The sequence below is a fragment of the Streptomyces sp. GESEQ-4 genome, assembly GCF_017948455.1.
In the GTDB taxonomy this organism is placed as follows: Bacteria; Actinomycetota; Actinomycetes; order Streptomycetales; family Streptomycetaceae; genus Streptomyces.
The window spans coordinates 113,759-137,502 of the sequence record NZ_JAFFSU010000007.1 but is presented as its reverse complement, the minus strand read 5'-3'; the positions used below and the strand labels follow the sequence as shown (position 1 = coordinate 137,502).

Below are 23,744 nucleotides of genomic sequence, written 5' to 3'. Positions count from 1 at the left end.
CGTCCTGAGCGTGATCGATTTCGCTCGTAACGTCCGTCTGTGGTTCGCCCCGCAGGAGATCCGCGACGAGGGCACGACCCCCGACTACCGCTTCTCGCTGGCGAACGAGCGCACCTTTCTGGCCTGGCTGCGGACCGCTCTCGCGCTGATCGGCGGCGGCTTCGCGGTGGACCAGTTCCTGCCGGACCTGCGGTGGGGCTGGCGCGTCGGCCTCGCGCTGGCGCTGCTCGCCGCGGGCGTGCTGTGTTCGCTGCGCGCGGTCAACCACTGGATCCGCTGCGAGCGGGCCATGCGCAAGGGCGAGGATCTGCCGGTGTCACGGTTCCCGGCGGTGCTGAGCCTCGTCGTCGCGATCGTGGCCGTCGCGATGGTCGTCGTCGTACTCGTCGGCTGGGAAGGGTGACCGCCGAACCGGCCGGCGGCCGGACCAGGGACCCCGGACTGCAGCCCGAGCGCACCCGGCTCGCCTGGCGGCGTACGACACTCTCGGGCACCGCCGCCGCCGTGCTCGCCGTGAAGACGGCGCTGCACGGCGGCGCGACAGTGAGCGGCGTCCTCGTCTGCGCCCTGTGCGTGGCCCTCTGGCTGGGCTTCCTGCTGGTCGCCCACGGCCGCATCCGCACCCTCTCTGCGACCCACGCCCCCGCGCCCCTCACCCCCCGGCAGGCCACGGCGGCGGTCCTGTGCACGGTCGCACTGGCGGCGTGCGCGGCAGCCCTGGTCTTCTGAGCCCTGCCCCTTGGCGGCAGCGCCCCAAAGGGGCGCGGGGCTGTATCGATATGCGGCTCCGCCGCGTGGGCGCGACCAGCCACGGCGCGACCAGCCACGACGACACCGCAGGCGACCGACGGCATAGCGTGGCACTGACAGCGGAGCGCTCACGTGGTCCCGATCACGTTCGCCCCCCGCACTGGACGGCATACCGACCGGTCGGCATCATGGTCAGGACCCGTTCTCGCGCCGGCAAAGGAGCAACGATGAGCGCCGATCACCCGCCAGGTCTCGATCTCGACCGGCTGCGCGGGCTGCTCGACAGCGAGCGGCCCGGCTTGGTCCACGGCCCTCTGACCGGCCGGATGATCGAGGGCGGACGGTCGAACCTCACGTACGCGGTCTCCGACGGCACCTCCCGCTGGGTCGTACGGCGCCCTCCGCTGGGCCATGTCCTGGCCACCGCGCACGACATGAAGCGCGAACACCGGGTGATCAGCGCGCTGCACCCGACGAACGTACCGGTGCCGCGGCCGGTGCTGATGTGCGAGGACGAGCAGGTGCTCGGGGCGCCGTTCTACGTCATGGAGTTCGTCGAGGGCACCCCGTACCGCACGGCCGACCAGCTCGCCCCGCTCGGCCCGGAGCGCACCCGCGGCGCGGTGCTGTCCCTGGTGGACACGCTCGTCGAGCTGCACGCGGTGGACCCGGCCGCCGTGGGACTGGCGGACTTCGGCCGCCCCGAGGGCTTCCTTGACCGGCAACTGCGCCGCTGGGGCAAGCAGCTGGACGCCTCCCGCAACCGTGAGCTCGCGGGAATCGACGAGCTCCACGCCGCCCTCGGCCGCGACCTCCCCCACTCCCCCGCGCCGACCGTCGTACACGGCGACTACCGGCTCGACAACGTCCTGATCGGCGACGACGACCGGATCAAGGCGATCCTCGACTGGGAGATGTCGACGCTCGGCGATCCGCTCACCGACCTCGGCCTGCTGGTGATGTACAGCACACCGCTCGGCACGTCCGACTCCCCGGTCTCCACGACCGCCGAGGCCGCGGGGCACCCGAAGCCGGCCGAACTGATCGAGCGGTACGCCGAGCTGTCGGGGCGCGACGTCTCCGCGGTCTCCTGGTACACGGCGTTCGCCTGGTTCAAGCTCGCCGTGATCCTCGAGGGCATCCACTACCGCTACACCCTGGGCCAGACCGTCGGCCCCGGCTTCGACCGCATCGGCGACCTGGTCCCCGTCTTCATCGAGCACGGCCTCACCACCCTTCAGGAAGGCTGATCCGCCATGGACTTCGCGTTCGACGCGCGCACCGAGGAACTGCGCGCCAAGCTGCTCGCCTTCATGGACGAGTACGTCTATCCGGCCGAGTCCGTCGCGGAGGAGCAGCGCGCGCGGCTGGCCTCCCCGTGGGACACCCCGGCCGTGGTCGAGGAGCTGAAGGCCGAGGCGCGCCGGCAGGGCCTGTGGAACCTCTTCCTCCCCGACTCCGAATACGGCGCAGGACTGACCAACCTCCAGTACGCCCCCCTCGCCGAAATCACCGGCCGCTCCCCGCAGTTGGCGCCCACCGCGCTGAACTGCGCCGCACCGGACACCGGCAACATGGAGGTGCTCGCCCAGTTCGCCGACGAGCAGCAGAAGAAGCAGTGGCTGGAGCCGCTGCTCGCCGGTGAGATCCGCTCGGCGTTCGCGATGACCGAGCCGGAGGTGGCCTCCTCGGACGCCACGAACATCACCACCCTGATCCGGCGGGACGGCGACGACTACGTCATCACGGGCCGCAAGTGGTACATCTCCGGGGCGATGAACCCGGACTGCAAGATCTTCATCGTGATGGGCAAGACGGACCCGGACGGCGCCGACATCCGCCGCCAGCAGTCGATGATCCTGGTCCCCCGCGACACCCCGGGCGTTACCGTCGAGCGCGCCATGCAGGTGTTCGGCTACGAGGACCACTCCCACGGCGGCCACGCCGAGGTGATCTTCGACCACGCGCGCGTGCCGGTGTCGAACCTGATCGGCGAGGAGGGCGGCGGCTTCGCCATCGCCCAGGCCCGCCTCGGCCCCGGCCGCATCCACCACTGCATGCGGCTGATCGGCATGGCCGAGCGGGCGATCGAGCTGATGTGCCGCCGGGCCGTCGCGCGCGAGGCCTTCGGCAAGGCGCTGGCCCAGCAGGGCGTGGTGCACAACTGGATCGCCGACGCGCGGGTCGCGGTCGAGCAGCTGCGGCTGCTGGTCCTGAAGACGGCCTGGATGATGGACACGGTCGGCAACCGGGGCGCGCACACCGAGATCCAGGCCATCAAGATCGCCACTCCGCGCACGGTCGTCGGCATCCTCGACAAGGCGATCCAACTGCACGGCGCGGGCGGTGTCAGCCAGGACTTCCCGCTCGCCGAACTGTACGCGGGCGCACGGACGTTGATGATCGCCGACGGCCCGGACGAGGTGCATCAGCGGTCGCTGGCGCGACGGGAGCTGAAGAAGTACCTGTGACTCAGGGTCTGAGAGCCCGCAGGAGCAGGTCGGCCAGGTGGTCGGCGACCTCCTGAGGGCTCATCGGGCCGTCGGGGCGGTACCAGGTCGACAGGTGGTGGACGGACCCGAAGTGGTAGTCCACCACCAGGTCGGCCGGGGTCGCCTTCGAGAAGACTCCCGCCTGCTGCCCTTCCTCGATGAGTGCGCGGAAACGCTCGTGGTAGAGGCGCCGCTCGGCGCGCACCTGCTTGTTCTTCTCGGGGCTCAGATGGTGCATCGAGCGGAAGAAGATCATCGCGTCGTCGAGGTTCTCGATCGTCGTCACCACGACATCCGCCGCCGCGTCCCGCACCCGCTTCTCGATCGGCTCGTCGGCGCCCGCGAACGCGTCGAGCCGCTCCTGCTGGACGCGCAGCACGCGCGCGTACACCTCGTGCAGGAGGTCGTCCTTGGAGCCGAAGTAGTGGTACAGCGCCCCCTTGGTGACGCCGGCCGACTCGACGATCTCCTGCACCGAGGTGCGGTCGTAGCCCTGCTCCGCGAAGAGCCGGGTGGCGGCGGCCAGCAGCCGCTGCGGGACGGGCGTACCGTCTCCGTCCGTCGTCCTGGGCACTGCCGCCACCTGCCTTTCCGAGCTGTCTGCTGTTCTCTTGTTCTTCACTGACCGTCTTGCGGCCGGGAACGAAGCTCCCGACGGAGGATCTTGCCACTCGCCGTCTTGGGCAACTCGGGCAGGATCTCCACCTGCCGCGGATACTTGTAGGCGGCCAGTCTCTCCTTGCAGTACGCGGCCAGCGCACCGGGGTCCGTGTCGGCGCCGGGACGGAGGCTGATGTACGCCTTGACGGTCTCTCCGCGGTACCCGTCGGGCACCCCGACGACAGCCGCCTCACGCACCGCCGGATGCGTGTACAGCACGTCCTCGACCTCACGCGGCCACACCTTGAAGCCAGACGCGTTGATCATGTCCTTCTTCCGGTCGACGACGTACAGCCACCCCTCGGCGTCCATGAAGCCGATGTCGCCGGTACGCAACTCGCCGCCCGGGAAGGTCTCGGCGGTGGCGTCGGGGCGGCGCCAGTAACCGGGGACGACCTGCGGTCCCCGTACGAGGATCTCGCCCTGCTCCCCGAACGGCACCTCCGCTCCCCGGTCGTCGACGATCCGCACGACCGTGTCCGGCCCCGGCACCCCGACGGCCAGCGTCCCGGACGCCGGGTCGACGGGCGCCTCCCGCCCCGGCGGCACGGACGCACAGGGCGCGGTGCACTCGGTGAGGCCGTACCCGTTGCGGATGTACGGCCCGAAGCCCGCCCGGAACTTCTCCACCAGCGCGGGCGGCAGCGGAGCACCGCCGGAGGAGATGATCCGGAACGAGGAGAAGTGGTCCGGGGTGACGTCCGGATGGGCCGCCAGCGCCATGAAGGCGGTCGACGGGCCGACGGTGTAGTACGGCCGGTGCTCGGCGAACGCGTCCAGCACGACCCCGGCCTCGAAGCGGTACGCCAGCACCAGCGTGCCCGCGCTGTTGAGACACGCGCCGAGCTGGCAGACCATCCCGGTGATGTGGAACAGCGGCGCCAGCGCGAAGTAGACGGGCTCCTCGGGCAGCCCGAGCCCGGTCCGCTGCCGCTCGGCGTTGTACATGATGTTGCCGTGCGTGTTGGTGGCGCCCTTGGGCGTGCCGCTGGTGCCCGAGGTGTAGCTGATCAGCGCGATGTCCGAGGGCCCTGGTTCACGCCCCTCCGGTGCCTTGTCCCCCTGCCGGGCGACCACCGTCAGATCATCGGCATCGGCGGCCTGCGGCAGCCGCTCGAAGGACAGCACGCGCGCGTCGTCACGGGTTTGGAAGTCCAACTCACTGGCGGTGAGCACGATCCGCACCGGCGAGCCCTGTGCCGTCTCGCGCAGATACGACTCCCAGGCCCGGTCGGCGCAGATCAGCGCCGCCACGTCACCGTCCCGCAGCACATGGCCGACCTCCCCCGCCTTGTACATGGGGTTCACCGGCACGACGACCGCGCCCGCCTTCCAGGCGCCGAGCAGCGCCAGCACGAAGTGCGGCGAGTTCTGCAGCAACACCGCGACCCGGTCACCACGCTCCAGACCCCGCGCGGCCAGATGCCCGGCGACGGAGTCGCTCAGCTCGTCGACCTCGCGAAAGCTCAGCCGGGCATCGAAGTAGGCGAGGCAGATACGGTCCGGCGTCTCGCCGACGGCCCGACGCAGCGCATGCACAAGCGAGTCGACGGGAGCGATGGGCGCACGCTGGGCGTCGTTCAGCAGCCCCAGCCAGGGCCGCTCGGCATAGCGGGAGCCGGTCACTCGGCCTCCTCCCACTTCTGCTGAATGTGGTTCATGTTCGTCAGCCAGCGCTCCGGGTCGGTGGCCCGAGCCTGGTAGTACCCGCCGACCTCGGGATGCGGCAGGATCAGGAACCGGTCCTCCTCGATCCCCTTGAACAGCGCGTCCGCGACATCCTCCGGCTCGATCGCGGTCGGCTTCAGCACCAGATCCCCGGCACTCCCGGTACCGGCCAGCATGTCCGTCCGCACACCCTGCGGACAGATCGCGTGCACCTTGATCCCCCGGTGCCGATACGTCAACGACAGCCACTCGGCGAAGGCGTACGCACCGTGCTTGGTCACGCTGTACGGCGCGGCCCCGATCATGGTCAGCAGCCCCGCGGCCGACACGGTGGACACGAACCGCCCCCGCCCCCGCTCCAGCCACCCCGGAACCAACTCCTGCGCCGCCCGCACATGCGCCATCACATTCACATCCCAGGCCAACGCCCACACCTGCTCACCGGCCCCCTCGGACCCACCCGAGGGAAGCCCGGCATTGGCACAGTAGACATCGACGACGCCACCGAGAGCGTCGCGGGCTTCGCCAACAATGGCCGAGGCATCACCCGGCACCGCGATGCCCCCGATCTCATCGGCAACGGCCTTGGCCTTATCGGCATCCAGATCGTTGACGACGACCCGGGCCCCTCCGGCAGCAAACCGCCGCGCAAGCGCGGCCCCGATCCCGCCCCCAGCTCCGGTGACGACTACTCCGGTGTCCTGCACGGCTTCCACCATCGGTCTCCTTCGACTACGGCTCCACTGCAGGGCCAGACTAACCGGTCGGTATGTGCTAGAGGAAGGGCAAGGAAATCGCCGGTAAGGGGCGCGGGGAACTGCGCGACAAGCCACGAACTACCAGCAGCTTCCACACAACCGGCGGGAGCAATACCGTGCACCCCATGCGCCTATCCAGACGAGCCCTCCTCGCAGCGACAACGGCAGCAACCGCACTATCCAGCGCACCCCCCGCCTCCGCGGCCCAGCGCCGCAGGCAAACCGGCTTCGAGCGACTGGCCGCAGACGGCTACGCGGCACTCGACGGCGACCGAGTCGGAATCGTCACCAACCCCACCGGCATCACCAGAGACACCCGCCACATCGTCGACGTCATGCACAACGACAACCGAGTGAACCTAGGGGCCGTCTTCGGCCCCGAACACGGCTTTCGCGGCACCGCCCAGGCCGGCGGCTCCGAAGGCCGCTACGACGACCCGGCAACCGGCCTCCCCGTCTACGACACGTACCTCAAGAGCGGCCGCCCCCTCGCCGACATCTTCACCGCGTCAGGCGTCGACACGATCGTCTTCGACATCCAGGACGTCGGCGCCCGCTTCTACACGTACATCTGGACGCTGTACGACTGCATGGAGGCGGCCCGACTCGCCGGCAAACGCCTCGTCGTGCTCGACCGCCCGAACCCGGTGACGGGCCGCGAGGCCCAAGGCCCGGTCCTGCACAAGGAGTTCGCGACCTTCGTCGGCCGGCAACCGATCTCGCAGGCGCACGGCATGACGGTCGCCGAGCTGGCGCGCCTGTTCAACGGGGAGTTCCTGACCACCCCGGTCGAGCTGGACACCGTACGGATGACGGGGTGGAAGCGGTCGGAGTTCTACGACGCGTCCGGGCTGCCGTGGGTGCCTCCGAGCCCGAACATGCCCACCCCCGACACCGCCCTCGTGTACTCGGGGACGTGTCTCTTCGAGGGCACCAACCTCTCCGAGGGACGCGGCACCACCCGCCCCTTCGAACTGCTCGGCGCCGAGGGCATCGACGGGCGCTGGGCCGCCGAGGTGAATCAACTCCGTCTGCCCGGCGTCCATTTCAGGGAGGCGTACTTCGCTCCGGTCTTCTCCAAGTTCCAGGGGAAGACCATCGGCGGCGTACAGCTCCATGTGCACGACCGGGCCGCGTACGACCCCGTGCGCACGGGCATCGCGCTGCTGGTGACCGCCAAGAAGGTGTGGAGCGGCTTCGCGTGGCGGTCGGACAACTGGATCGACAAGCTCACCGGCTCCACGCGGGTGCGCACGGCGATCGACGCGGGAGCCGGCACGGACGAGGTGGTGGCGGGCTGGCAGCAGGAGCTGGCGGCGTTCCGGAAGGTCCGGAAGGAGTATCTCCTCTACAGATGACTCCGGCCGTCTGGCCAACCCCGCCCGGGCGCAGGACGATGCCACGCATCACGTGACATCGGGGGACAAGGGGGCCCGGCATGACGGATCCGGAGATGAGCGTGACTCCCTACTGGGAGCTGACGTTCGACGCGGACGGCGACGTGAACGGCAAGCAGCGGGACCGGCTGCTCGCCGGTGTCGCGGACCGGAAGGTCGGTGACCTGATCGTCTTCGCGCATGGCTGGAACAACGACCGCTCGATCGCGACCCGGCTCTACAGCCGCTTCTTCGCACCGTTCCCCCAGCTCGTGCCGGGGGCCAGGCTCGGGTACGTGGGTGTGCTGTGGCCGTCGATGCGGTTCTCCGACGAGCCGATCCCCGACTTCCCACGGTCGGTGGCGGCCGAGATGTCGCAGCAATCCGCGCTCGACAAGGACACGCGGCACTCGCTGCTGGAGACCTTTCCCGGCCGGGCGACCGTGATCGACCAGATCGCGCGCATGCTGGACCAGCAGCCGCGTGAGGAGGCCGAGTTGGAGGAGTTCGGCCGGCTGGTGCGGCTGCTGGTGGAGGTCGTACCGCCGGGGCCGCAGGCGCTGTTCGCGGCGGACACGCTGGCGGAGGGGGTGCCGCAGAGCGAGCCGCGGATGTTCTCCGGGTCGGCGGCGACGGCCTGCGAGGAGTTCGCGCAGGCGCTGGCCGGTCTCGAGTCTCCGGGCGGCACGGCGTCCTTTTCCCTGCCCAACCCCTGGAAGGGTGCCCAGGAACTGCTGCGGCAGGCGACGTACTACGCGATGAAGCGGCGCGCGGGAACCGTCGGGGAGCGTGGGCTCGGCCGGGTCGTCGGGCAGCTGGCCAAGGACGTACCGCACGCGCGCGTGCATCTCGTCGGGCACAGCTTCGGCGGGCGGTTGGTGTCGTTCGCGCTGCGCGGGCTGCCCGAGGGGGTGCGCACGGTGAAGTCGGTGACGCTGCTCCAAGGGGCCTTCTCGCACTACGCGTTCGCTGCTCGGCTCCCGCACGACGCGCGCGCGGGAGGCGTGCTCCAGGGCCAGCAGAACCGCATCGACGGTCCCATGGTGTGCTGCCACTCCCACCACGACTCGGCCCTCGGCACGATGTATCCGCTGGCCTCACGCATGGCGGACGACGATCGGACGGTCCTCGGCCTGAATGTCGGGGGGATGCTCGGCGACAAGTGGGGGGCGATGGGACACAAGGGGATGCGGGCGGTGCCGGGCACGCGCGCGTTGAAGCTCGCCGACGCGCTGAAGAAGGGCAAGCTGCCCGCGTCGGGGTGTGTGAACGTCGACGCGGCCGCCGTGGTCAAACGCGGCGGCCCACCGGCCGGCGCGCACAGCGACATCGCGCACCGGGAGTTGGCGCAGGTGGTGCTGGCGGCGGGCCGTGTCGCCTGACCCGCCGCCCCTCAACTCACCTGTGTGACGTGAACTCGACCACCTGCTGGTACGTCGGCCGGTTCTGCCAGCTGATGTTGGGGTGCTTGATGCCGCCCAGCGTGCGCTGGTTGATCGAGTCGGCGCACCACTGGTTGCCGGCCGCGCACAGGTCGTCGCCGGGGTAGACCTGGGCCGGGGTCTTGCCGGCCGCCTCCTTCAGCGTGCTGATGAGGGTGTCCCGGCAGGCGCTGAGGCTGCCGCCGCCGCAGTACTTCTTGGCGAGCGGCCCTTGCACACTCTCACCGAGCACTGCCCGGATGTCCTTGTCGACATAGCTCCACCAGCCGTACTGGAAGGCGCTTCCGGCATGGGCGCCGGTCGGGCCGTGGGCGGCCGAGGGGGTCTCGTCGATCGGCAGGTTGGCGGTGAAGGCGCCGTACAGCTCGCTGCCGAGGCCGGGTTCGAATTCGGCCTTCACCAGCAGGGGCCACCACGCGTCCAGGATGCGGATCGCGTCGGCATGGGCGTATGTCTTCGAACCGGCCGACGTCTCCGTGCGCTTGCCGCCGCCCGCCGTCACCCACGCGGACAGCTTGTCGACCGCCGCCTTGGCCGTGGCATCGGTCACCGTCGAGCTGTTGACGACCTTGAGCAGATCCGGCAGCACGTTCTCCGCCCGCAGATCGGCGAGCCCGGCGTCGGCCATCGCCTTCGTCAGCGAGGCCCGGGTGACCCCACCGGCGGCGACCAGCTTCTTCACCCGGTCCTCCAGCAGATTGCCGCGGTGCACGGAGCCGCCGCCCCAGGGCGCGGTCGTGTAGTCCTTGGCCTGCTTGTTGTTCCAGGAGATGTAGTAGTCCTGGTCGATGGAGTTCGGGTGCGCGGACGGCGGCGTGTAGTCGGCGGTGTTCGTCGCCGGGTTCCAGTTCTTCCACTCGTACGCCGGCCGCGCCCACACCGGGAACTCGGCGTCGACGCCGGTGGCCCGCACCGGGTTGTTGCCGCTGTTGTAGTACGCGGTGTGCTCGGAGTCGACGTAGAACCAGTTGAACGTGTAGTTGATGTGCTGCACCGCGCGCTGGAAGGTCTGCGGGCTGTCGACGTAGCCCGGGTCGTTGAGCATCTGGAAGCCGATGATCGAGTCGGCCTCGTGCAGGAAGGACGAGCGCAGGGTGGTGTAGGCGACCTTCTTGCCGTCGACGGTGGCGCGGTACTGGACGGGGCCGTACTTGGTGCGCCAGACGCGCATCGTGTACGAGCCCGCCGCCGTGCCGTCGGCGGTGGTCGGCTTCCAGGCGTTCTTCTGCTCGACCTTCTCCATCGCCGTACAGGTGCCGCGGTACATGTAGTGGTAGTCGTCCTGGCACAGTTCGACGGCGTAGCTGTCGATGATGTCCTGGCCTGAGGTCGTGGCGCTCCACGCGTAGTCCTGGCCGCGGCCCAGTTCGACGTACATGCTCAAGCCGGCGAAGGAGGCGCCGCGGGCGCTGAGACCGGGGCCCTGGATCTCCTGGAGCATCAGCAGCTGGGGCGCGAAGTAGCCGGTCTGCGGCCCGAAGACGGCGACCGGGTTGCCGCTGGCGGTGTGCTCGCCGCTGACCACCAGGGCGTTGGACATACCGCGCTTGGCGGAGGAGAGCGCGGTGTCGGTCGCGGTGCTCGACGTGCTGGCGGCACTCGATGTCGAGGCGCTGCCCGTACGGTCGTACACCAGCTGTTCCTCGGCCACCGAACCGGCGTCGGGTATCGCGGCGCCCTGCGGGTCGTCGGGCTTCGAGGCGTACGGGAAGCTGCCGTCGTGGAGGGTGAGGACGGCCTCGGGGTCGTTGCGCTCGCGGAAGGACTCCCAGACCTTGGTGCCCTCGGCGACGCCGTACTTCTCCTGGGCGGCGAGCAGCGAGAGCGCGTTGTTGACCTCGCCGCCGCCCCCGGAGCCGAACAGGGCGCCGATGACGGAGGCCAGCGCGACCAGGTCGGTGAGCTTGAAGTGCTGGATCGTGCCGGCGTTGGTGACGGAGTCCTTGTGGCCGGTCAGGACGTACTCGCCGGGGAAATAGCGGCCTTTGTCGGAGGCGTCGATGTAGGCGTTGATGCCGGCGATGTAGGCCTTGACGTCGGCGAGGGCCTGCTGGCCGCGCTCGCCGTTGCTGGCGACCGCGTTGTCGATCTGCGCCTGGAGGTCAGCCTCGGTGTAGGGCGCGGTGCGCCAGAACTGCTGCTCCAGGCCCTGGTTGGAGGCCGCGCCGCCCGCGAAGGGGGTCAGCTGGCCGCGTCCGACATGCCGGAAGACGTCCATCAGCCACAGCCGGTCCTCGGCTGCCGCATAGCCGGCTCCGAACTCCGTGCCGTATCGAGTGGTACCGGTGATGTGCGGCACACCCGTCTTCTTGTCGCGGACGATCGTCACATCGCCGCGGCCGGCGGGTTTGACGGTGGAGGCGACTTGATCGGCGGGGACCCCGAACGACGCGTCGTTGAAGAACGAGTTGATCGTGGAGTTGGTGAGGCCGGAGTAGCCGGTGGCCAGCTTGGCGTACGGGCCGAGCTGGTCCTCGGCGTGTGCGGGCTGGGTGCCGAAGGCCTGGTTCAGGATGATCTGGGCGAGGGTGGCGTTGCCGTTCTGGCCGGCCGGGAGGATCTCGGAGCACTGGCTGCCGCAATGGTCGGTGACCGCCGCCGACGTGTCGATCTCCGCGGTCTCGGCCGCCGCCGCTTGGGAAAGCGGGGACAAAAGACCGGCAATCAGGACGCATACGGAAGCCGACTTCAGGAACCCGGGGAATCTACGGGGAGTTCTCAGTGTGTCGAGTGCGGTGCGTGGGGTGCGCCGTGCCATGTGCAGCTCCTACCGACGGGGGTGGGCCCGGACGTTACCGCCGGTATCCCCTCGATGGAAGGTGAACATGCGTCAACTTCTGGAGGTCATGAAAAAAGGATGGAGCCGAATCGCGTGTCGATACGTCTATTCGACAACGTCCGAACGACGACGCCGAAGTAACCGAAGTACAGGTGCAGGTGTGACGGAGGTGCAGGGCGATGGCCGGTTTCCGGAGTCTGGCGAGACAGGTGCGAGATCCACGGTGCGATCTGGCGCTACGGCGCTATTCGCTCCGCAAGTGCCTTGAGCGGTTCGCTCCGTACGGGCACAGGGCGACCTGGGACCATTTGTGCTCCCGGGCAGGGTTCGGTCCCGAGGACCGTTCGCCCGATCCAGCGCGGCTCGTGGCCGCGTTGGACGAGCTGGAAGAGGCGCGTTCGGTGTGGCTGGCCTACGAGGTCGGGTTCGCCGAGCGGCGCAAGAAGGAAAAGCACGACGGACTGCGCAGGCCGGGCAGCGTTGATGACTGGCACCGGCTGACCTGGGGCGGTTTCGGAGTCGCCTGGTGCGACGATCCGCGGGTCCACCCGCGAGAGCCCCTGGCCGAGGTACTGCGCCGACTGATCTCCGCCCTGGAACGCGAACCGGGGTCCGACTGCCCGGTGTGCGGCGGAGCGCGTCTGATCTGGAAGTACAACCTGGCCCATGAACCCTCGTCGGGCCCGGTATGCACGGACTGCGGCATCGTGGTGCCGCGTCCGGTGCTGACGCCGGAGGCGCTGGCCGCGGCCAGGCGCGGACGGCTGCTGGTGTCCGCGTCCGCATAGGTACGGCGGGGGTGCGCCGGGGATGCCGCACCCCCGATTGAACGCGGTGAGCTGCGGTGCCGGGCTGGGGTGATGAGCTGCGGTGCCAAGTTGCGGCGCCGACGGGCGTTGTCAGTGGTGGCTGGCACCATCTAGGCATGGTGCAGGTGTGTCTCAACGGGCCCCGGGGGGCCGCCGACGGTGCCGGAGTGCCGCTGTCACCGGAGGCGATGGCCGAGTCGGCCGCGCTCGCCGTCGCGGCCGGCGCGACGGACGTTCATGTTCATCCCAAGACACCTTGCGGGCAGGATTCCTTGTCGCCGCGGGTGGTTGCGGCGACGCTCGATGCGATACGGGCGCGGGTGCCGGTGCCAGTGCCGGTCGGGGTGACCACCGGTGCGTGGGCCGAGCCTGATCCGGTGGCCCGGCTGGAGCGCGTGCGTGCGTGGACGGTGCTGCCCGATCACGCCTCGGTCAACTGGCATGAGCCGGGCGCCGAGGAGATCGCCGCCGTGCTGATCGAGCGGGGGGTCGGCGTGGAGGCGGGGATCTGGTCCGGGACGGACGCGGCGAGCCGCTTCGCGCGCTCGCCACTCCGGGGTCAGGTCCTGCGAGTGCTGGCGGAGGTGACGGATCCGTCGCCGGACACGGCCGAGGAGAGCGCGCGGGCACTGTTGGCCGACCTGGGTTCTGCGCATGACCGGCCGGTGTTGCTCCATGGGGAGGACGGGGGTGCGTGGCCTGTGCTGCGGCTGGCGGGGCGGTTGGGGCTGGCTACGCGGATCGGGATGGAGGACACGGTTGTCCTGCCGGACGGGGGGCGGGCGCGATCCAATGCGGAGTTGGTGGTGGCGGGGGTTCGGGAGTACGGGGCGTGTCTTTAGCGGTGCCGGTCTTTAGCGGTGCCGGGTGATTGTGGGCTTAGTGGCACCCGGGGTGGGGGCTGGGCGGGGGTGGGTAGCGCGGCCCGGCGCTGACGGGGTGCCGCGGGGCTGGGCGCCGTGAGGTGGGACGCGCAGCCCGGCGCTGACGGGGTGCCGCCTGCGCCCACCCGTGCCGCCCCAGGCGGCACGCATGCCCGCAGCTTGGGTGGCGGGACGGGGGCCGCAGCTTGGCGAGGCTGCGGCCCCGCGCCAGCCTGCCCACAGCTGGCTGTCCTGCTCCGTTACTCCTCGTTCCTGCCGCGTCGTTCCACCAGTAGGCGGGAGCCCGTGCGGTGTTCGCCGAAGATGTCGTCGGGGTTGGAGAGGACGCAGGTGTCGAGGGAGAGGCAGCCGCAGCCGATGCAGTCGGTCAAGTGGTCGCGGAGGCGGTTGAGTTGCTTGATGCGTTCGTCGAGTTCGGAGCGCCAGGCCTCGGAAAGGTGGGCCCAGTCGTCCTTGGTAGGGGTGCGTTCCTCGGGGAGTTCGGCCAGGGCCTCGCGGATGGTGGCGAGGGGGATGCCGACGCGTTGGGCGGCGCGGACGAAGGCGACTCGGCGGAGGGTGTCGCGGGTGTAGCGGCGTTGGTTGCCGGAGGTACGGCGGCTGGTGATCAGGCCCTTGGACTCGTAGAAGTGTAGGGCGGACACCGCGGCGCCGCTGCGGGCGGCGAGTTGGCCGACCGTGAGCTCGTGGACCTTCTCGTGAATCTGGGGCACCCCTCGAAGATTACCCATCGAAGACCCGCCGCGGCGCCCGGCGTCCGGAGAGCTCCTGTGCGTTGACAGGGGAACCGTCACCTACCATGCTAAGCAGTTGCTTAGGCAGGTCACATTGCGACGCGAGAGGGCCGGGACATGGCAGAGCCGAGGATCTTCACGTCCGCCGACGAACTGAAGGCGGCGGTGGGCGAGCAGCTGGGATACACCGACTGGCTGGAGGTCGACCAGAAGCGGATCGACCTGTTCGCCGAGGCCACGGGCGACCACCAGTGGATCCACGTCGACCCGGAGAAGGCGGCGACCGGGCCCTTCGGCACCACCATCGCCCACGGGTATCTCACGCTGTCGCTGCTTCCGCTCTTCGGGCCCCAGCTCATCAAGGTCGAAGGCGTGAAGATGGGCGTCAACTACGGGACGAACAAGGTTCGTTTCCCCGCGCCGGTGCCGGTCGGATCACGGCTGCGCGCCACCGCCACGATCAGCGGCGTCGACGAGGTGACCGGGGGCGTGCAGGTGACCGTCGCCTTCACCGTGGAGCGCGAGGGCGGGGACAAGCCGGTGTGCGTCGCCGAGTCGGTGTCCCGCTACTACCTCTGAGGCGCACAGGGAGCTACTTCGCCCCCACCATCCGCAGCACGAGGTCGGCATAGAGCGCGCCGACCTCGTCCGGGGTCCACGGACCGTCGATGCTGAACCAACGGGCGACGTCGATGCAGAGCGAGAGCACCGCGAGCGTGGTGCCCTTCACGTCGAGGACGTCGAAGTCGCCCGCGGCCACGCCGTCCTCGATGATCCCGCGCACCTCGGCGTCGCACTGCCGGCGCAGCGCGACGATCTCCGCGCGGGCCTCGGGGCCGAGCGAGTCGAGTTCGTACTGCACGACCCGCGCGGTGGTGCGCCCCCCGGCGTGCCAGCGCACGAAGGAGCTCACGGCATCGGCGAGTCGCTCCGCCGGGCTGCCCTGGCGCTGCGCCGCCGTACGCAGGATGTCGATCGCCTTCTCATGGCCGATCCGGCTGATGCGGTGGAGCAGCTCTTCCTTGGTCTTGTAGTGGATGTAGAGCGCGGCCGGGCTCATACCGGCGCGGCCCGCGATGTCACGGGTCGTGGTGGCGTGGTAGCCGCGCTCGGCGAAGGCCTCCACGGCGGCGATCAGCAGCCGCCGGGCCGCGTCCGGCGTGACCTCGCCCCACGCCTGCGGTTCGCCGCCGACCGTCTCCTGCGCCGCACTCATCGCTCGTTCGCCCCTCTCACCGACAAGGCCACCACCATACCGCTCAAGGTGAGCGAGCGCTTAGCGTGCCCGCTCAGAGCTTTTCGAACGGGTGGTACGCACGGTTCTCCGCCTCCTGCCGGTCCCTGATCACCTTGGCGAGGGTGAAGGCGGAGGTGACGAGGTACAGGACGGCGATCGCCAGGAACGCCCGCACCCAGACGTCGGCCTCCAGCTTGAAGATGCCGATCGCCGTGGCGGCCATGGCGACGACGAAGGAGGCGACCGCCTGCCCGTAGAAGGCGGCCGTGTTCTGCTGCTTGCCCGCTGTGTCACTCATGGGGACAAGGGTCGGCTGACGTGCGGCGCACCACATCCGCCGAGGTACTCAGAGACGTACGGAGACGTACTCAGAAGGCCGAAACCCCCGTCAACGCCCGCCCGATCACCAGCTTCTGGATCTGGCTGGTGCCCTCGTAGAGGGTCATCACGCGGGCGTCGCGCAGCAGCTTGCCCACCGGATACTCGTCGATGTAGCCGTAGCCGCCGAAGACCTGGACGGCGTTGTTGGCGGCGCGGACGGCGGCCTCCGAGCCGAACAGCTTGGCCTTGGAGGACTCGGTGGCGAAGGGCAGGCCGCGGTCGACGAGGTCGGCGACGCGCCAGGTCAGCAGCCGGGCGGCGTCGACGTCGACCGCCATGTCACTGATCAGTTCCTGTACGAGCTGATGGTGCGCGATGGTCCTGCCGAACTGCTCCCGCTCGGTCGCATACCGCACCGCCGCGTCCAGCGCGGCCTGCGCGATGCCGACGCAGCCCGCCGCCACCGACATCCGCCCTTTGGCCAGCGCCGACATGGCGACCGAGAAGCCCTTGCCCTCGGGCGCGAGCATGGCGGAGGCGGGGACGCGGACGTCCTCGAGGACGAGTTCGGCGGTGGCCTGGCCGCGCAGGCCGAGCTTGCCGTGGATGGTGCGGCGGGAGAGGCCGGGCGTGGCGGTCGGTACGAGGAACGCGGAGACGCCCTTGTGGCCGGGTGCGTCCGTGGAGCGGGCGAAGAGCAGGACGACGTCGGCCCAAGTGCCGTTCGTGATGAACATCTTGGTGCCGTTGATGACGTAGTCGTCGCCGTCCCGGACGGCGCGTGTGGCGAGGTTGCCGGCGTCGGAGCCGGTGCCCGGCTCGGTGAGGCCGAAGCAGCCGACGTACGCGCCGGAGGTCAGCCCCGGCAGCCAGCGGCGCTTCTGCTCCTCGCTCCCCCAGGCGGCGATGGTCTTGGCGACCAGGCCGAGGGAGACCGACACGATGCCGCGCACGGAGGAGTCGCCGCGGCCGAGTTCCTCCGTCACCAGGCAGTACGCGAGATGGTCGCCGCCGCTGCCGCCGTACTCCTCGTCGATCGTCAGCCCCAGGAAGCCGACCTCGGCGAGCTTCTTCACGATGGCCCGGTCGACGTCCTCCGCGCGGTCCCAGGCGACGACGTTCGGGGTGATCTCGCGGTCCACGAAGTCCCGGGCGAGCTGCCGGACAGCGGTCTGCTCCTCGCTGAGCTCCAGGTTCATGCCGAAGTCACCCCTAAGTCGGCCCTACTTGAAGGACGTACATTTAAATTAGCACTGCTAGTTTCCCTCTCGCAGCCCTACTATGTGCGCCATGGCCCGACCGCGCAAGCCCCTCCTCAGCACCGACCGGATCGTCGACGCTGCACGGGCGCTCGTGGACGCGGAGGGGCTTGCCGCGGTCTCGACGCGCCGGCTCGCCGCCGAGCTGGGCGTGAGCGGGCCCTCGCTCTACAACCACTTCCGGACCAAGGACGAGATCCTGGAGGCGGTCGCCGACTCGGTGAGCGCCCAGGTCGATCTGTCGATGTTCGAGGACGTCCGGGACTGGCGGACCGCCCTGCACGACTGGGCCGTCTCCTATCGGGCCGCCCTGCGCGACCACCCGAACATCGTCCCGGTCCTGGCCCAGGGCCCCGGCCGCCGCCCCGCCGGACTGCGCCTCGCCGACGCCGTCTACGGCGCGATGGTCGAGGCCGGCTGGCCCCCCGCGCAGGCCACCTCGATCGGCGCGCTGATGCGGTACTTCATCATGGGCTCCGCCCTCGGCTCGTTCGCCGGAGGCTTCGTGGACGACGCGAGCGCGTACGACCCCGCGGACTATCCCCACCTGGGCCAGGCGCACCTCCTCGCCGAACAGCAGGAGAAGATCGACGAACGGGCCTTCGAGACGGGACTGACGGCACTGCTGGACGGCCTGGTGCACCAGTACGAGCAGATCAAACAAACGACCTGAGCATCAGCGCCCCGTTAGGGGCGCGGGGAACTGCGCGACCAGCCACAACAAACCCGCAGACGACACCCGACCCCACAGTTCGGTCCAGGCCGAAGTATCAGTGGCCCATCCTGGAACGCATGACCACCAAGGACGCCCGCGCCCCCGAACTGGCCCGGCTGGCCGGACTCGTCGCCGACGAAACGCGGGCCGTGTGTCTGCTCGCGCTGCTCGACGGGCGGGCGTGGACCGCGGGTGAGCTGGCCCGGCACGCGGGTGTCGCCGCGTCGACGCTGAGCGGGCACCTGGGCAGGCTCGTCGCGGGCGGACTGCTCGCGGAGGAGCGGCAGGGGCGGCATCGGTACGTCCGTCTCGCCGATCCACAGGTCGCGGAGCTGCTGGAGGAGCTGGCCGCACAGGTCTCGCCGGATGCGGCAGCGCGCCCGCGTACCCTCCGGGAGTCGACCGCCGGGTCCGCGATGGCCCGCGGCCGCACTTGCTACGACCACTTCGCCGGGCGGCTCGGCATCACGCTCACCGACGCGCTGTTCGAGCGCGGACTGCTCAGCCAGGACACCGGGTTCGCGGTCACGGAGGCGGGGCTGCGGTGGTTCGAGTCGGTCGGCATAGGACTCGACCGCAAGGGACGGCGTCCGCTGGCCCGTGGGTGCCTCGACTGGACGGAACGCCGATCCCATCTTGCGGGCGTGGCGGGGGCGGCGTTGTGCCGTCATGCGTTGGACGCCGGCTGGTGTGTGCGGATCGGGTCCGAGCGGGCTGTGAAAGTGACTCCGTCGGGGGAGCGGGTGCTTGGTGAATTGCTCGGTATTGAGGCGGGGGCATTGCAGTGAGGTGGCTGCTGTCGTCTGGCGAGTGCGGGTTTGTGGGGGCTGGTCGCGCAGTTCCCCGCGCCCCTAACGGGGCGCTGCAGTGACCCGTGTGAACCAAGGCCCCCCAGGCCGCCCCTGACACCCCCATCTCACCGTCCGAAATTCGCGAGCCTCCCCCGTCCTCCCCTCCTAGCCTCTGGAGCATGATGAACCCCTCCCCCGCCCGCCGTACCGATCTCCTCGCCGCCGGAGCCGCCACCGTCACCGTCGTTCTCTGGGCCTCCGCCTTCGTGTCCATCCGCAGCGCCGGGGAGTCGTACTCGCCGGGTGCGCTGGCGCTCGGGCGGCTGTTGGCGGGAGGCCTCACGTTGGGGATTTTCTGTCTGGTTCGGCGGGAGGGGTGGCCGCCGCGGGCGGCGTGGCCCGGGATCGCGATATCGGGGGTGTTGTGGTTCGGGTTTTACATGGTCGCCCTCAACTGGGGCGAGCAGCAGGTGGATGCGGGGACGGCCGCCCTGGTCGTGAACATCGGGCCGATCCTGGTGGCGCTGCTTGCCGCGCGGCTGCTCGGTGACGCGATGCCGCCGCGGCTGCTGGCGGGCATGGCGGTGTCGTTCGCGGGTGCGGTGGCCGTGGGGCTGTCGATGTCGGGCGGGGGCGGATCGTCGGTGCTCGGCGTGGTGCTGTGTCTGCTGGCGGCTGTCGGTTACGCGGGCGGGGTCGTGGCGCAGAAGCCGACGCTCGGGCATGCCAGTGTGCTCCAGGTGACGACGTTCGGGTGTCTGGTCGGGGCGGTGGCCTGTCTGCCGTTCGCCGGGCAGCTGGTGTCGGACGCGGCGGACGCGCCGCTGTCGGCGACGCTCAACATGGTCTATCTCGGCGTGTTCCCGACCGCGCTGGCCTTCACGACGTGGGCCTACGCCCTGTCCCGTACGACGGCCAGCAAGATGGGCGCCACTACGTACGCCGTCCCCGCACTGGTCGTCCTGATGTCGTGGCTGGCGCTCGGCGAGGTGCCGAAGCTGCTCACGCTGGCGGGCGGGGCGCTGTGCCTGGCCGGGGTGGCGGTGTCGCGGTCGCGCGCTCGGGCTGCGACGCCGGAGGCGGTGCCGCCGGCGTCGCAGCCCGAGCGGGCCTCGGAATCAACGTGAACGCGCCCTGTCCGCAAGGACCTTGATGGACAGCAGGGCGATGACGGAGAGCCCGATGATGTAGGCGGACACCGCCATCGACGTGCCGGTGGCTTCCAGGAGCAGCACCATCACGAAGGGGGCGAGTCCGCCGCCGCACACGGCCGCGATCTGGTAGCCGAGGGAGGCGCCGGTGTAGCGCATCTCGGCCGTGAACAGCTCGGCGAACAGGGCGGCCTGGGGGCCGTACATGATGCTGAGGAAGCAGCTGGCGACGAACGTGCCGACTGCCAGCCACAGCAGCGAACCCGTGTCGATCAGCAGGAACAGCGGTACGGCCCACAGCGCGATGCCGGCCGCGCCGAACGCGTAGACCCGGATGCGGCCGACGCGGTCGGACAGGGCGGCGGACGCGGGGATGAGGATCAGCTGGGTGAGGCTGACGCAGAGGGAGACCGTGAGGACCGCGCTGCGTTTCATGTCGAGTTCGCGGGTCGTGTAGTCGAGGACGCCGGTGATGAGGATGTAGAAGGTCGCGGTGTTCACTGCGAAGGAGCCGCCGGCGAGGAGGACTGTGCCGAGGTGGTTGCGGAGGATCGTGCGCAGCGGGGAGTTCTGCTTCTGCTCCGACTTTTCCTGCTCGCTCAACTCCCGTTCGGCCGCCCGGAATTCGGGGGTCTCCTCGACGCGCGTGTGGATGTACCAGGCGAGCGCGAGCACGAACAGGCCGATCAGGAACGGGATGCGCCAGCCCCAGGCGGCGAACGCCGACTCGGAGGTGAAGGCGCCGGCCAGCAGGAAGACGGTGTTGGCGGTCACCACGCCGATGGGGACGCCGAGTTGGACGACGCTGCCGTAGACGCCGCGCTTGCCCTCGGGGGCGTACTCGGTGGCCAGCAGCATCGCGCCGCCCCACTGCGCGCCGACGGCGACGCCCTGTGCGACGCGGAGGAGGACCAGGAGGATCGGGGCGGCGACGCCGATCGTCTCGTACGTCGGGAGCAGGCCGATGCCGGTGGTGGCGACGCCCATCAGGGTGAGCGCGAGGACCAGCATGGGTTTGCGGCCGCGCTTGTCGCCGAGCTGGCCCGCGACGATGCCGCCGAGGGGGCGGGCGAGGAAGCCGACCGCGAAGGTGGCGAAGGAGGCGAGTACTCCGGCGGTGGAGTTGCCGGCGGGGAAGTACAGGTCGCCGAGGACGAGGGCGGCGGCGATGCCGAAGACGAAGTAGTCGTACCACTCGACGGCCGAGGCGAGCGCTGCCGCCGTGGCTACGCGGCGGCGGTTGACCGTGGGGACGGTGGTCGTGGGGAGCGGGTGGGCGGAGGGGGCCATGTCCATGCGTGCACACTCCGGTGGGTGCTGGGGACGTTGGCGGCGAACGTACTGACCGGACGGTATGCCGTCAACGGTTGTGCGCGAAGGTTGCCCGGAGCACCCAGGGGGCTCCGGGCTCACCGCTGCCTCAGAACACCACCAGCGCCCGTCCGCCCTTCCCCGCCAGCATGTTCTCGAACGCCGCCGGAATCCCGTCCAGCGCGATCCGCTCCGTCACCAGCGCTCCCAGGTCCAGGCGGCCCGCGCGGACGTGCTCGGCGAGGACCGGGAGGTCCTTCGCGGGGTCCGAGTTGCCGTAGACGCAGCCGGAGAGGGTGCGGCCCCAGTGGAAGATCTCCAAGGCGTTGAAGGTGACCTGCTGGTCCTTGCCGCCGATGCCCACGACCGTGGTGCGTCCGCCGCGGCGGGTGGAGTCCCAGGCCGTGCGGATGGTCGTCGCACGGCCCACGCACTCGACGGCGACGTCGACGCCCTGCTTGCCGGTGAGTGCGCGGATCTCGCGGGCCGTGGTGTCGGAGGCGACGACGTAGTCGGTGGCGCCCGCTGCCCGCGCCAACTCCTCCTTCTCCAGGGAGACATCGACCGCCACGATCTTCGACGCGCCCGCGATACGGGCCGCCTGGAGTGCCGCGAGGCCCACTCCCCCGACGCCGTACACCGCCACCGTCTCCCCCGGCTGGACGCGTGCCGAGTGGTGGACGGCGCCGTAGCCGGTGAGGACCGCGCAGCCGAGGAGGGCCGCGTCGGTGAGCGGGATGCCCTCGGGGAGCGGGAGGGCGCAGGACGCGGAGACGACCGTCTCCTCGGCGAACGCGGCCACGTTCAGGCCGGGGTGGAGGTCGGTGCCGTCGGATGTGCGCCGGGCGTGGACGTCGGCGGCGCCGTTCAGCGCGTTGGCGCACAGCCAGACCTCACCGAGCGAGCAGGCGTGGCAACTGCCGCAGGACGGGGCCCAGTTGAGGACGACGTGGTCGCCGGGTGCGAGGTGGGTGACCCCCTCGCCCACGGCGACGACCGTCCCGGCGCCTTCGTGGCCGAGGACGGCGGGGACCGGTACCCGCATGGTGCCGTTGGACAGGGACAGGTCGGAGTGGCAGACGCCGGCGGCGGCGAGGCGGACGCGGATGCGGTCCGGGCCGGGGTCTGGCAGGTCGATGTCGGTGATCTCCAGCGGGGAGCCGATGGCGGGAAGGACGGCGGCGCGAACCATGTGCGGGCTCCTCAGAACTGCAGGGACTTGGTCTGGAGGTACTCGGCCAGGCCGTGCGCACCGAGTTCCCGGCCCACACCTGACTGCTTGTAACCGCCGAAGGGGGCACGGGGGTTGAAACGTCCGCCGTTGATGTCGACCTGCCCGGTGTCCATGCGGCGCGCGAAGGCCGCCGCCTCCGACGCGTCGCCCGCCCACACGGCGCCGGCGAGCCCGTAGACCGTGCCGTTGGCGATCCGCAGCGCGTCGTCCTCGTCCTCGTACCGGATGATCGACAGCACCGGCCCGAAGATCTCCTCCTGGGCGATGGTCATGTCGGGGGTGACGTCGGCGAAGACCGTGGGCGCGATGAAGTAGCCCTGCTCGTACGGGGGTTCCGCGCCGCCCGCGACGATCCGCGCGCCGTCCGCGACACCCTTCTCGATATAACCGCGCACCCGCGCCTGCTGCTTGGCGCTCACGACGGGGCCGATGCGCTCGCCGTACTTGGCGGCGGCGGTGGCGGCCAGCTCCACCGCCTCGTCGTACTGCTCCCGGTGGACCAGCATCCGCGTCCACGCGCTGCATGTCTGGCCGGAGTTGGACATGACGTTGGCGACGCCGACGTTGACGGCCTTGGCGAGGTCGGCGCTCGGGAGGATGACGTTGGCGGACTTGCCGCCCAGCTCCAGGGCGACCTTCTTGACGGCCGCGCCCGCCGTCGCACCGATCTGCCGTCCGACGGCCGTGGAGCCGGTGAAGGAGACCAGGTCGACGCCGGGGTGCTCGGCGAGCGCCTGGCCCGCGACCGGGCCGAGGCCGGTGACGAGGTTGAAGACACCGGCGGGAACCCCTGCCTCGTGGACCGCCTCGGCGAAGAGCTGCGCGACGAGCGGGGTGTCCTCGGCGGGCTTCAGCACGACCGTGCAGCCCGCCGCCAGCGCCGGGGCGACCTTGGCGACGATCTGGTGGAGCGGATAGTTCCAGGGCGTGATCGCGCCGACCACGCCGATCGGCTCGTGGAAGACGGTCGAGTTGCCGACCTTCTCCTCGAAGGCGTACGTCGCCGCCAGCTCGGCGTACGAGCCCGCGACCGCGATCGGGACGGCCGCGTGGACGTTCTCGGAGAACTTCAGCGGCGAGCCGAGCTCGGCCGTGACCGTCTCGGCGATCTCGTCCTTGCGGGCCACGAGGACGTCCCGGAGGGCGGTCAGGCGCGCGGCCCGTTCGGCGGGCGGGGTCGCGGCCCAGCCCGGGAGGGCGGCGCGGGCGGCCCGTACGGCGGTGTCGACGTCCTCGGCGATACCGGCCGGGACCCGGCCGATGACCTGCTCGTCGGCCGGGTTCACCACCTCGATCGCGTCCTGACCGGCGGCGGGGCGCCAGCCGCCGTCGATGTACATGCCGTCGTGTGCCTTCATCGTGCTTCCTCCCGG

23 protein-coding genes are annotated in these 23,744 nt (G+C 70.4%); 12 read left to right on the top strand and 11 right to left on the bottom strand.

The window, feature by feature from the left end; translation table 11 throughout:
* Positions 1-10: 10 nt before the first annotated feature.
* The 4 genes from KCH48_RS16220 (at position 11) to KCH48_RS16205 (ending at position 3,221) form a co-directional block, all read left to right on the top strand.
* Positions 11-403, top strand: coding sequence for a YidH family protein (locus KCH48_RS16220; RefSeq protein WP_210574770.1), 393 nt, complete (start codon positions 11-13; stop codon positions 401-403).
* Positions 400-729 carry a DUF202 domain-containing protein gene (locus KCH48_RS16215; protein WP_210574769.1) on the top strand — a complete coding sequence of 110 codons (330 nt, stop codon included), beginning with the start codon at positions 400-402 and terminating at the stop codon, positions 727-729. The genes KCH48_RS16220 and KCH48_RS16215 overlap by 4 nt, the downstream gene beginning before the upstream one ends.
* 248 nt (positions 730-977) lie before the next feature.
* Positions 978-2,000, top strand: coding sequence for a phosphotransferase family protein (locus tag KCH48_RS16210; protein ID WP_210574768.1), 1,023 nt, complete (start codon positions 978-980; stop codon positions 1,998-2,000).
* Positions 2,001-2,006: 6 nt separating this feature from the next.
* Positions 2,007-3,221: an acyl-CoA dehydrogenase family protein gene (locus KCH48_RS16205; protein WP_210574767.1), complete on the top strand. Its 1,215-nt coding sequence runs from the start codon at positions 2,007-2,009 to the stop codon at positions 3,219-3,221.
* Between the two features lies 1 nt (position 3,222).
* Here the strand turns inward: KCH48_RS16205 and KCH48_RS16200 are convergent, their stop codons facing one another.
* Genes KCH48_RS16200 through KCH48_RS16190 form a run of 3 tightly spaced genes read right to left on the bottom strand, consistent with a single transcriptional unit; the run spans position 3,223 to position 6,289 of the window.
* Positions 3,223-3,816 (bottom strand): TetR/AcrR family transcriptional regulator, encoded by a 594-nt coding sequence (locus KCH48_RS16200; protein WP_210574765.1) that lies wholly within the window; start codon positions 3,814-3,816, stop codon positions 3,223-3,225.
* A gap of 44 nt (positions 3,817-3,860) precedes the next feature.
* On the bottom strand, positions 3,861-5,528 hold the full coding sequence (locus KCH48_RS16195) for a class I adenylate-forming enzyme family protein (protein ID WP_210574763.1): 1,668 nt from the start codon (positions 5,526-5,528) through the stop codon (positions 3,861-3,863).
* Positions 5,525-6,289, bottom strand: coding sequence for an SDR family oxidoreductase (locus tag KCH48_RS16190; protein WP_210574761.1), 765 nt, complete (start codon positions 6,287-6,289; stop codon positions 5,525-5,527). The genes KCH48_RS16195 and KCH48_RS16190 overlap by 4 nt, the downstream gene beginning before the upstream one ends.
* A gap of 164 nt (positions 6,290-6,453) precedes the next feature.
* Here KCH48_RS16190 and KCH48_RS16185 point away from each other — a divergent pair, with 164 nt between their 5' ends.
* Both KCH48_RS16185 and KCH48_RS16180 read left to right on the top strand, forming a co-directional pair.
* Positions 6,454-7,686, top strand: a complete 1,233-nt coding sequence (locus tag KCH48_RS16185; RefSeq protein ID WP_210574760.1) for an exo-beta-N-acetylmuramidase NamZ domain-containing protein — start codon at positions 6,454-6,456, stop codon at positions 7,684-7,686.
* 80 nt (positions 7,687-7,766) lie between these two features.
* Positions 7,767-9,086: a serine-threonine protein kinase gene (locus KCH48_RS16180; RefSeq protein ID WP_210574759.1), complete on the top strand. Its 1,320-nt coding sequence runs from the start codon at positions 7,767-7,769 to the stop codon at positions 9,084-9,086.
* Between the two features lie 16 nt (positions 9,087-9,102).
* Here the strand turns inward: KCH48_RS16180 and KCH48_RS16175 are convergent, their stop codons facing one another.
* Positions 9,103-11,904 carry a penicillin acylase family protein gene (locus tag KCH48_RS16175; RefSeq protein ID WP_210574758.1) on the bottom strand — a complete coding sequence of 934 codons (2,802 nt, stop codon included), beginning with the start codon at positions 11,902-11,904 and terminating at the stop codon, positions 9,103-9,105.
* A 200-nt stretch (positions 11,905-12,104) separates the two neighbouring features.
* On the opposite strand from KCH48_RS16175, the gene KCH48_RS16170 reads away from it, so the two are divergent.
* Together KCH48_RS16170 and KCH48_RS16165 are read left to right on the top strand one after the other, a co-directional pair.
* On the top strand, positions 12,105-12,713 hold the full coding sequence (locus tag KCH48_RS16170) for a hypothetical protein (RefSeq protein ID WP_210574757.1): 609 nt from the start codon (positions 12,105-12,107) through the stop codon (positions 12,711-12,713).
* A 137-nt stretch (positions 12,714-12,850) separates the two neighbouring features.
* A complete protein-coding gene (locus KCH48_RS16165) occupies positions 12,851-13,576 on the top strand; it encodes a 3-keto-5-aminohexanoate cleavage protein (RefSeq protein WP_210574756.1) in 726 nt (241 codons plus the stop codon).
* Between the two features lie 281 nt (positions 13,577-13,857).
* Here KCH48_RS16165 and soxR read toward each other — a convergent pair whose 3' ends face one another.
* On the bottom strand, positions 13,858-14,331 hold the full coding sequence (gene soxR / locus KCH48_RS16160) for a redox-sensitive transcriptional activator SoxR (RefSeq protein WP_307840893.1): 474 nt from the start codon (positions 14,329-14,331) through the stop codon (positions 13,858-13,860).
* Positions 14,332-14,469: 138 nt separating this feature from the next.
* Between soxR and KCH48_RS16155 the strand changes: the two genes are divergently transcribed.
* Positions 14,470-14,931: a MaoC family dehydratase gene (locus KCH48_RS16155; protein ID WP_210574753.1), complete on the top strand. Its 462-nt coding sequence runs from the start codon at positions 14,470-14,472 to the stop codon at positions 14,929-14,931.
* Between the two features lie 13 nt (positions 14,932-14,944).
* On the opposite strand, the gene KCH48_RS16150 is transcribed toward KCH48_RS16155, so the two are convergent.
* The 3 genes from KCH48_RS16150 to KCH48_RS16140 form a co-directional block, all read right to left on the bottom strand.
* Positions 14,945-15,568 (bottom strand): TetR/AcrR family transcriptional regulator, encoded by a 624-nt coding sequence (locus tag KCH48_RS16150; RefSeq protein ID WP_210574751.1) that lies wholly within the window; start codon positions 15,566-15,568, stop codon positions 14,945-14,947.
* A 73-nt stretch (positions 15,569-15,641) separates the two neighbouring features.
* Positions 15,642-15,887, bottom strand: coding sequence for a YiaA/YiaB family inner membrane protein (locus KCH48_RS16145; protein ID WP_210574749.1), 246 nt, complete (start codon positions 15,885-15,887; stop codon positions 15,642-15,644).
* 70 nt (positions 15,888-15,957) lie between these two features.
* The gene (locus tag KCH48_RS16140) at positions 15,958-17,109 is read right to left on the bottom strand and encodes an acyl-CoA dehydrogenase family protein (protein WP_210574748.1); all 1,152 of its coding nucleotides are present in this window, start codon (positions 17,107-17,109) and stop codon (positions 15,958-15,960) included.
* A gap of 91 nt (positions 17,110-17,200) precedes the next feature.
* Between KCH48_RS16140 and KCH48_RS16135 the strand changes: the two genes are divergently transcribed.
* From KCH48_RS16135 to KCH48_RS16125, 3 genes are all read left to right on the top strand, one after another.
* A complete protein-coding gene (locus KCH48_RS16135; RefSeq protein ID WP_210574747.1) occupies positions 17,201-17,842 on the top strand; it encodes a TetR/AcrR family transcriptional regulator in 642 nt (213 codons plus the stop codon).
* 119 nt (positions 17,843-17,961) lie between these two features.
* Positions 17,962-18,672, top strand: a complete 711-nt coding sequence (locus tag KCH48_RS16130; RefSeq protein WP_210574746.1) for a helix-turn-helix transcriptional regulator — start codon at positions 17,962-17,964, stop codon at positions 18,670-18,672.
* Between the two features lie 182 nt (positions 18,673-18,854).
* Positions 18,855-19,802 (top strand): DMT family transporter, encoded by a 948-nt coding sequence (locus KCH48_RS16125; protein WP_374104686.1) that lies wholly within the window; start codon positions 18,855-18,857, stop codon positions 19,800-19,802.
* Here KCH48_RS16125 and KCH48_RS16120 read toward each other — a convergent pair.
* The 3 genes from KCH48_RS16120 to KCH48_RS16110 all read right to left on the bottom strand — a co-directional run bounded on the left by KCH48_RS16120 (position 19,794) and on the right by KCH48_RS16110 (position 23,729).
* Positions 19,794-21,122, bottom strand: a complete 1,329-nt coding sequence (locus KCH48_RS16120) for an MFS transporter (RefSeq protein WP_210574745.1) — start codon at positions 21,120-21,122, stop codon at positions 19,794-19,796. The genes KCH48_RS16125 and KCH48_RS16120 overlap by 9 nt on opposite strands.
* A gap of 124 nt (positions 21,123-21,246) precedes the next feature.
* On the bottom strand, positions 21,247-22,329 hold the full coding sequence (locus KCH48_RS16115) for a Zn-dependent alcohol dehydrogenase (RefSeq protein ID WP_210574744.1): 1,083 nt from the start codon (positions 22,327-22,329) through the stop codon (positions 21,247-21,249).
* An 11-nt stretch (positions 22,330-22,340) separates the two neighbouring features.
* Positions 22,341-23,729: an aldehyde dehydrogenase family protein gene (locus KCH48_RS16110; RefSeq protein WP_210574742.1), complete on the bottom strand. Its 1,389-nt coding sequence runs from the start codon at positions 23,727-23,729 to the stop codon at positions 22,341-22,343.
* Positions 23,730-23,744: the final 15 nt, after the last annotated feature.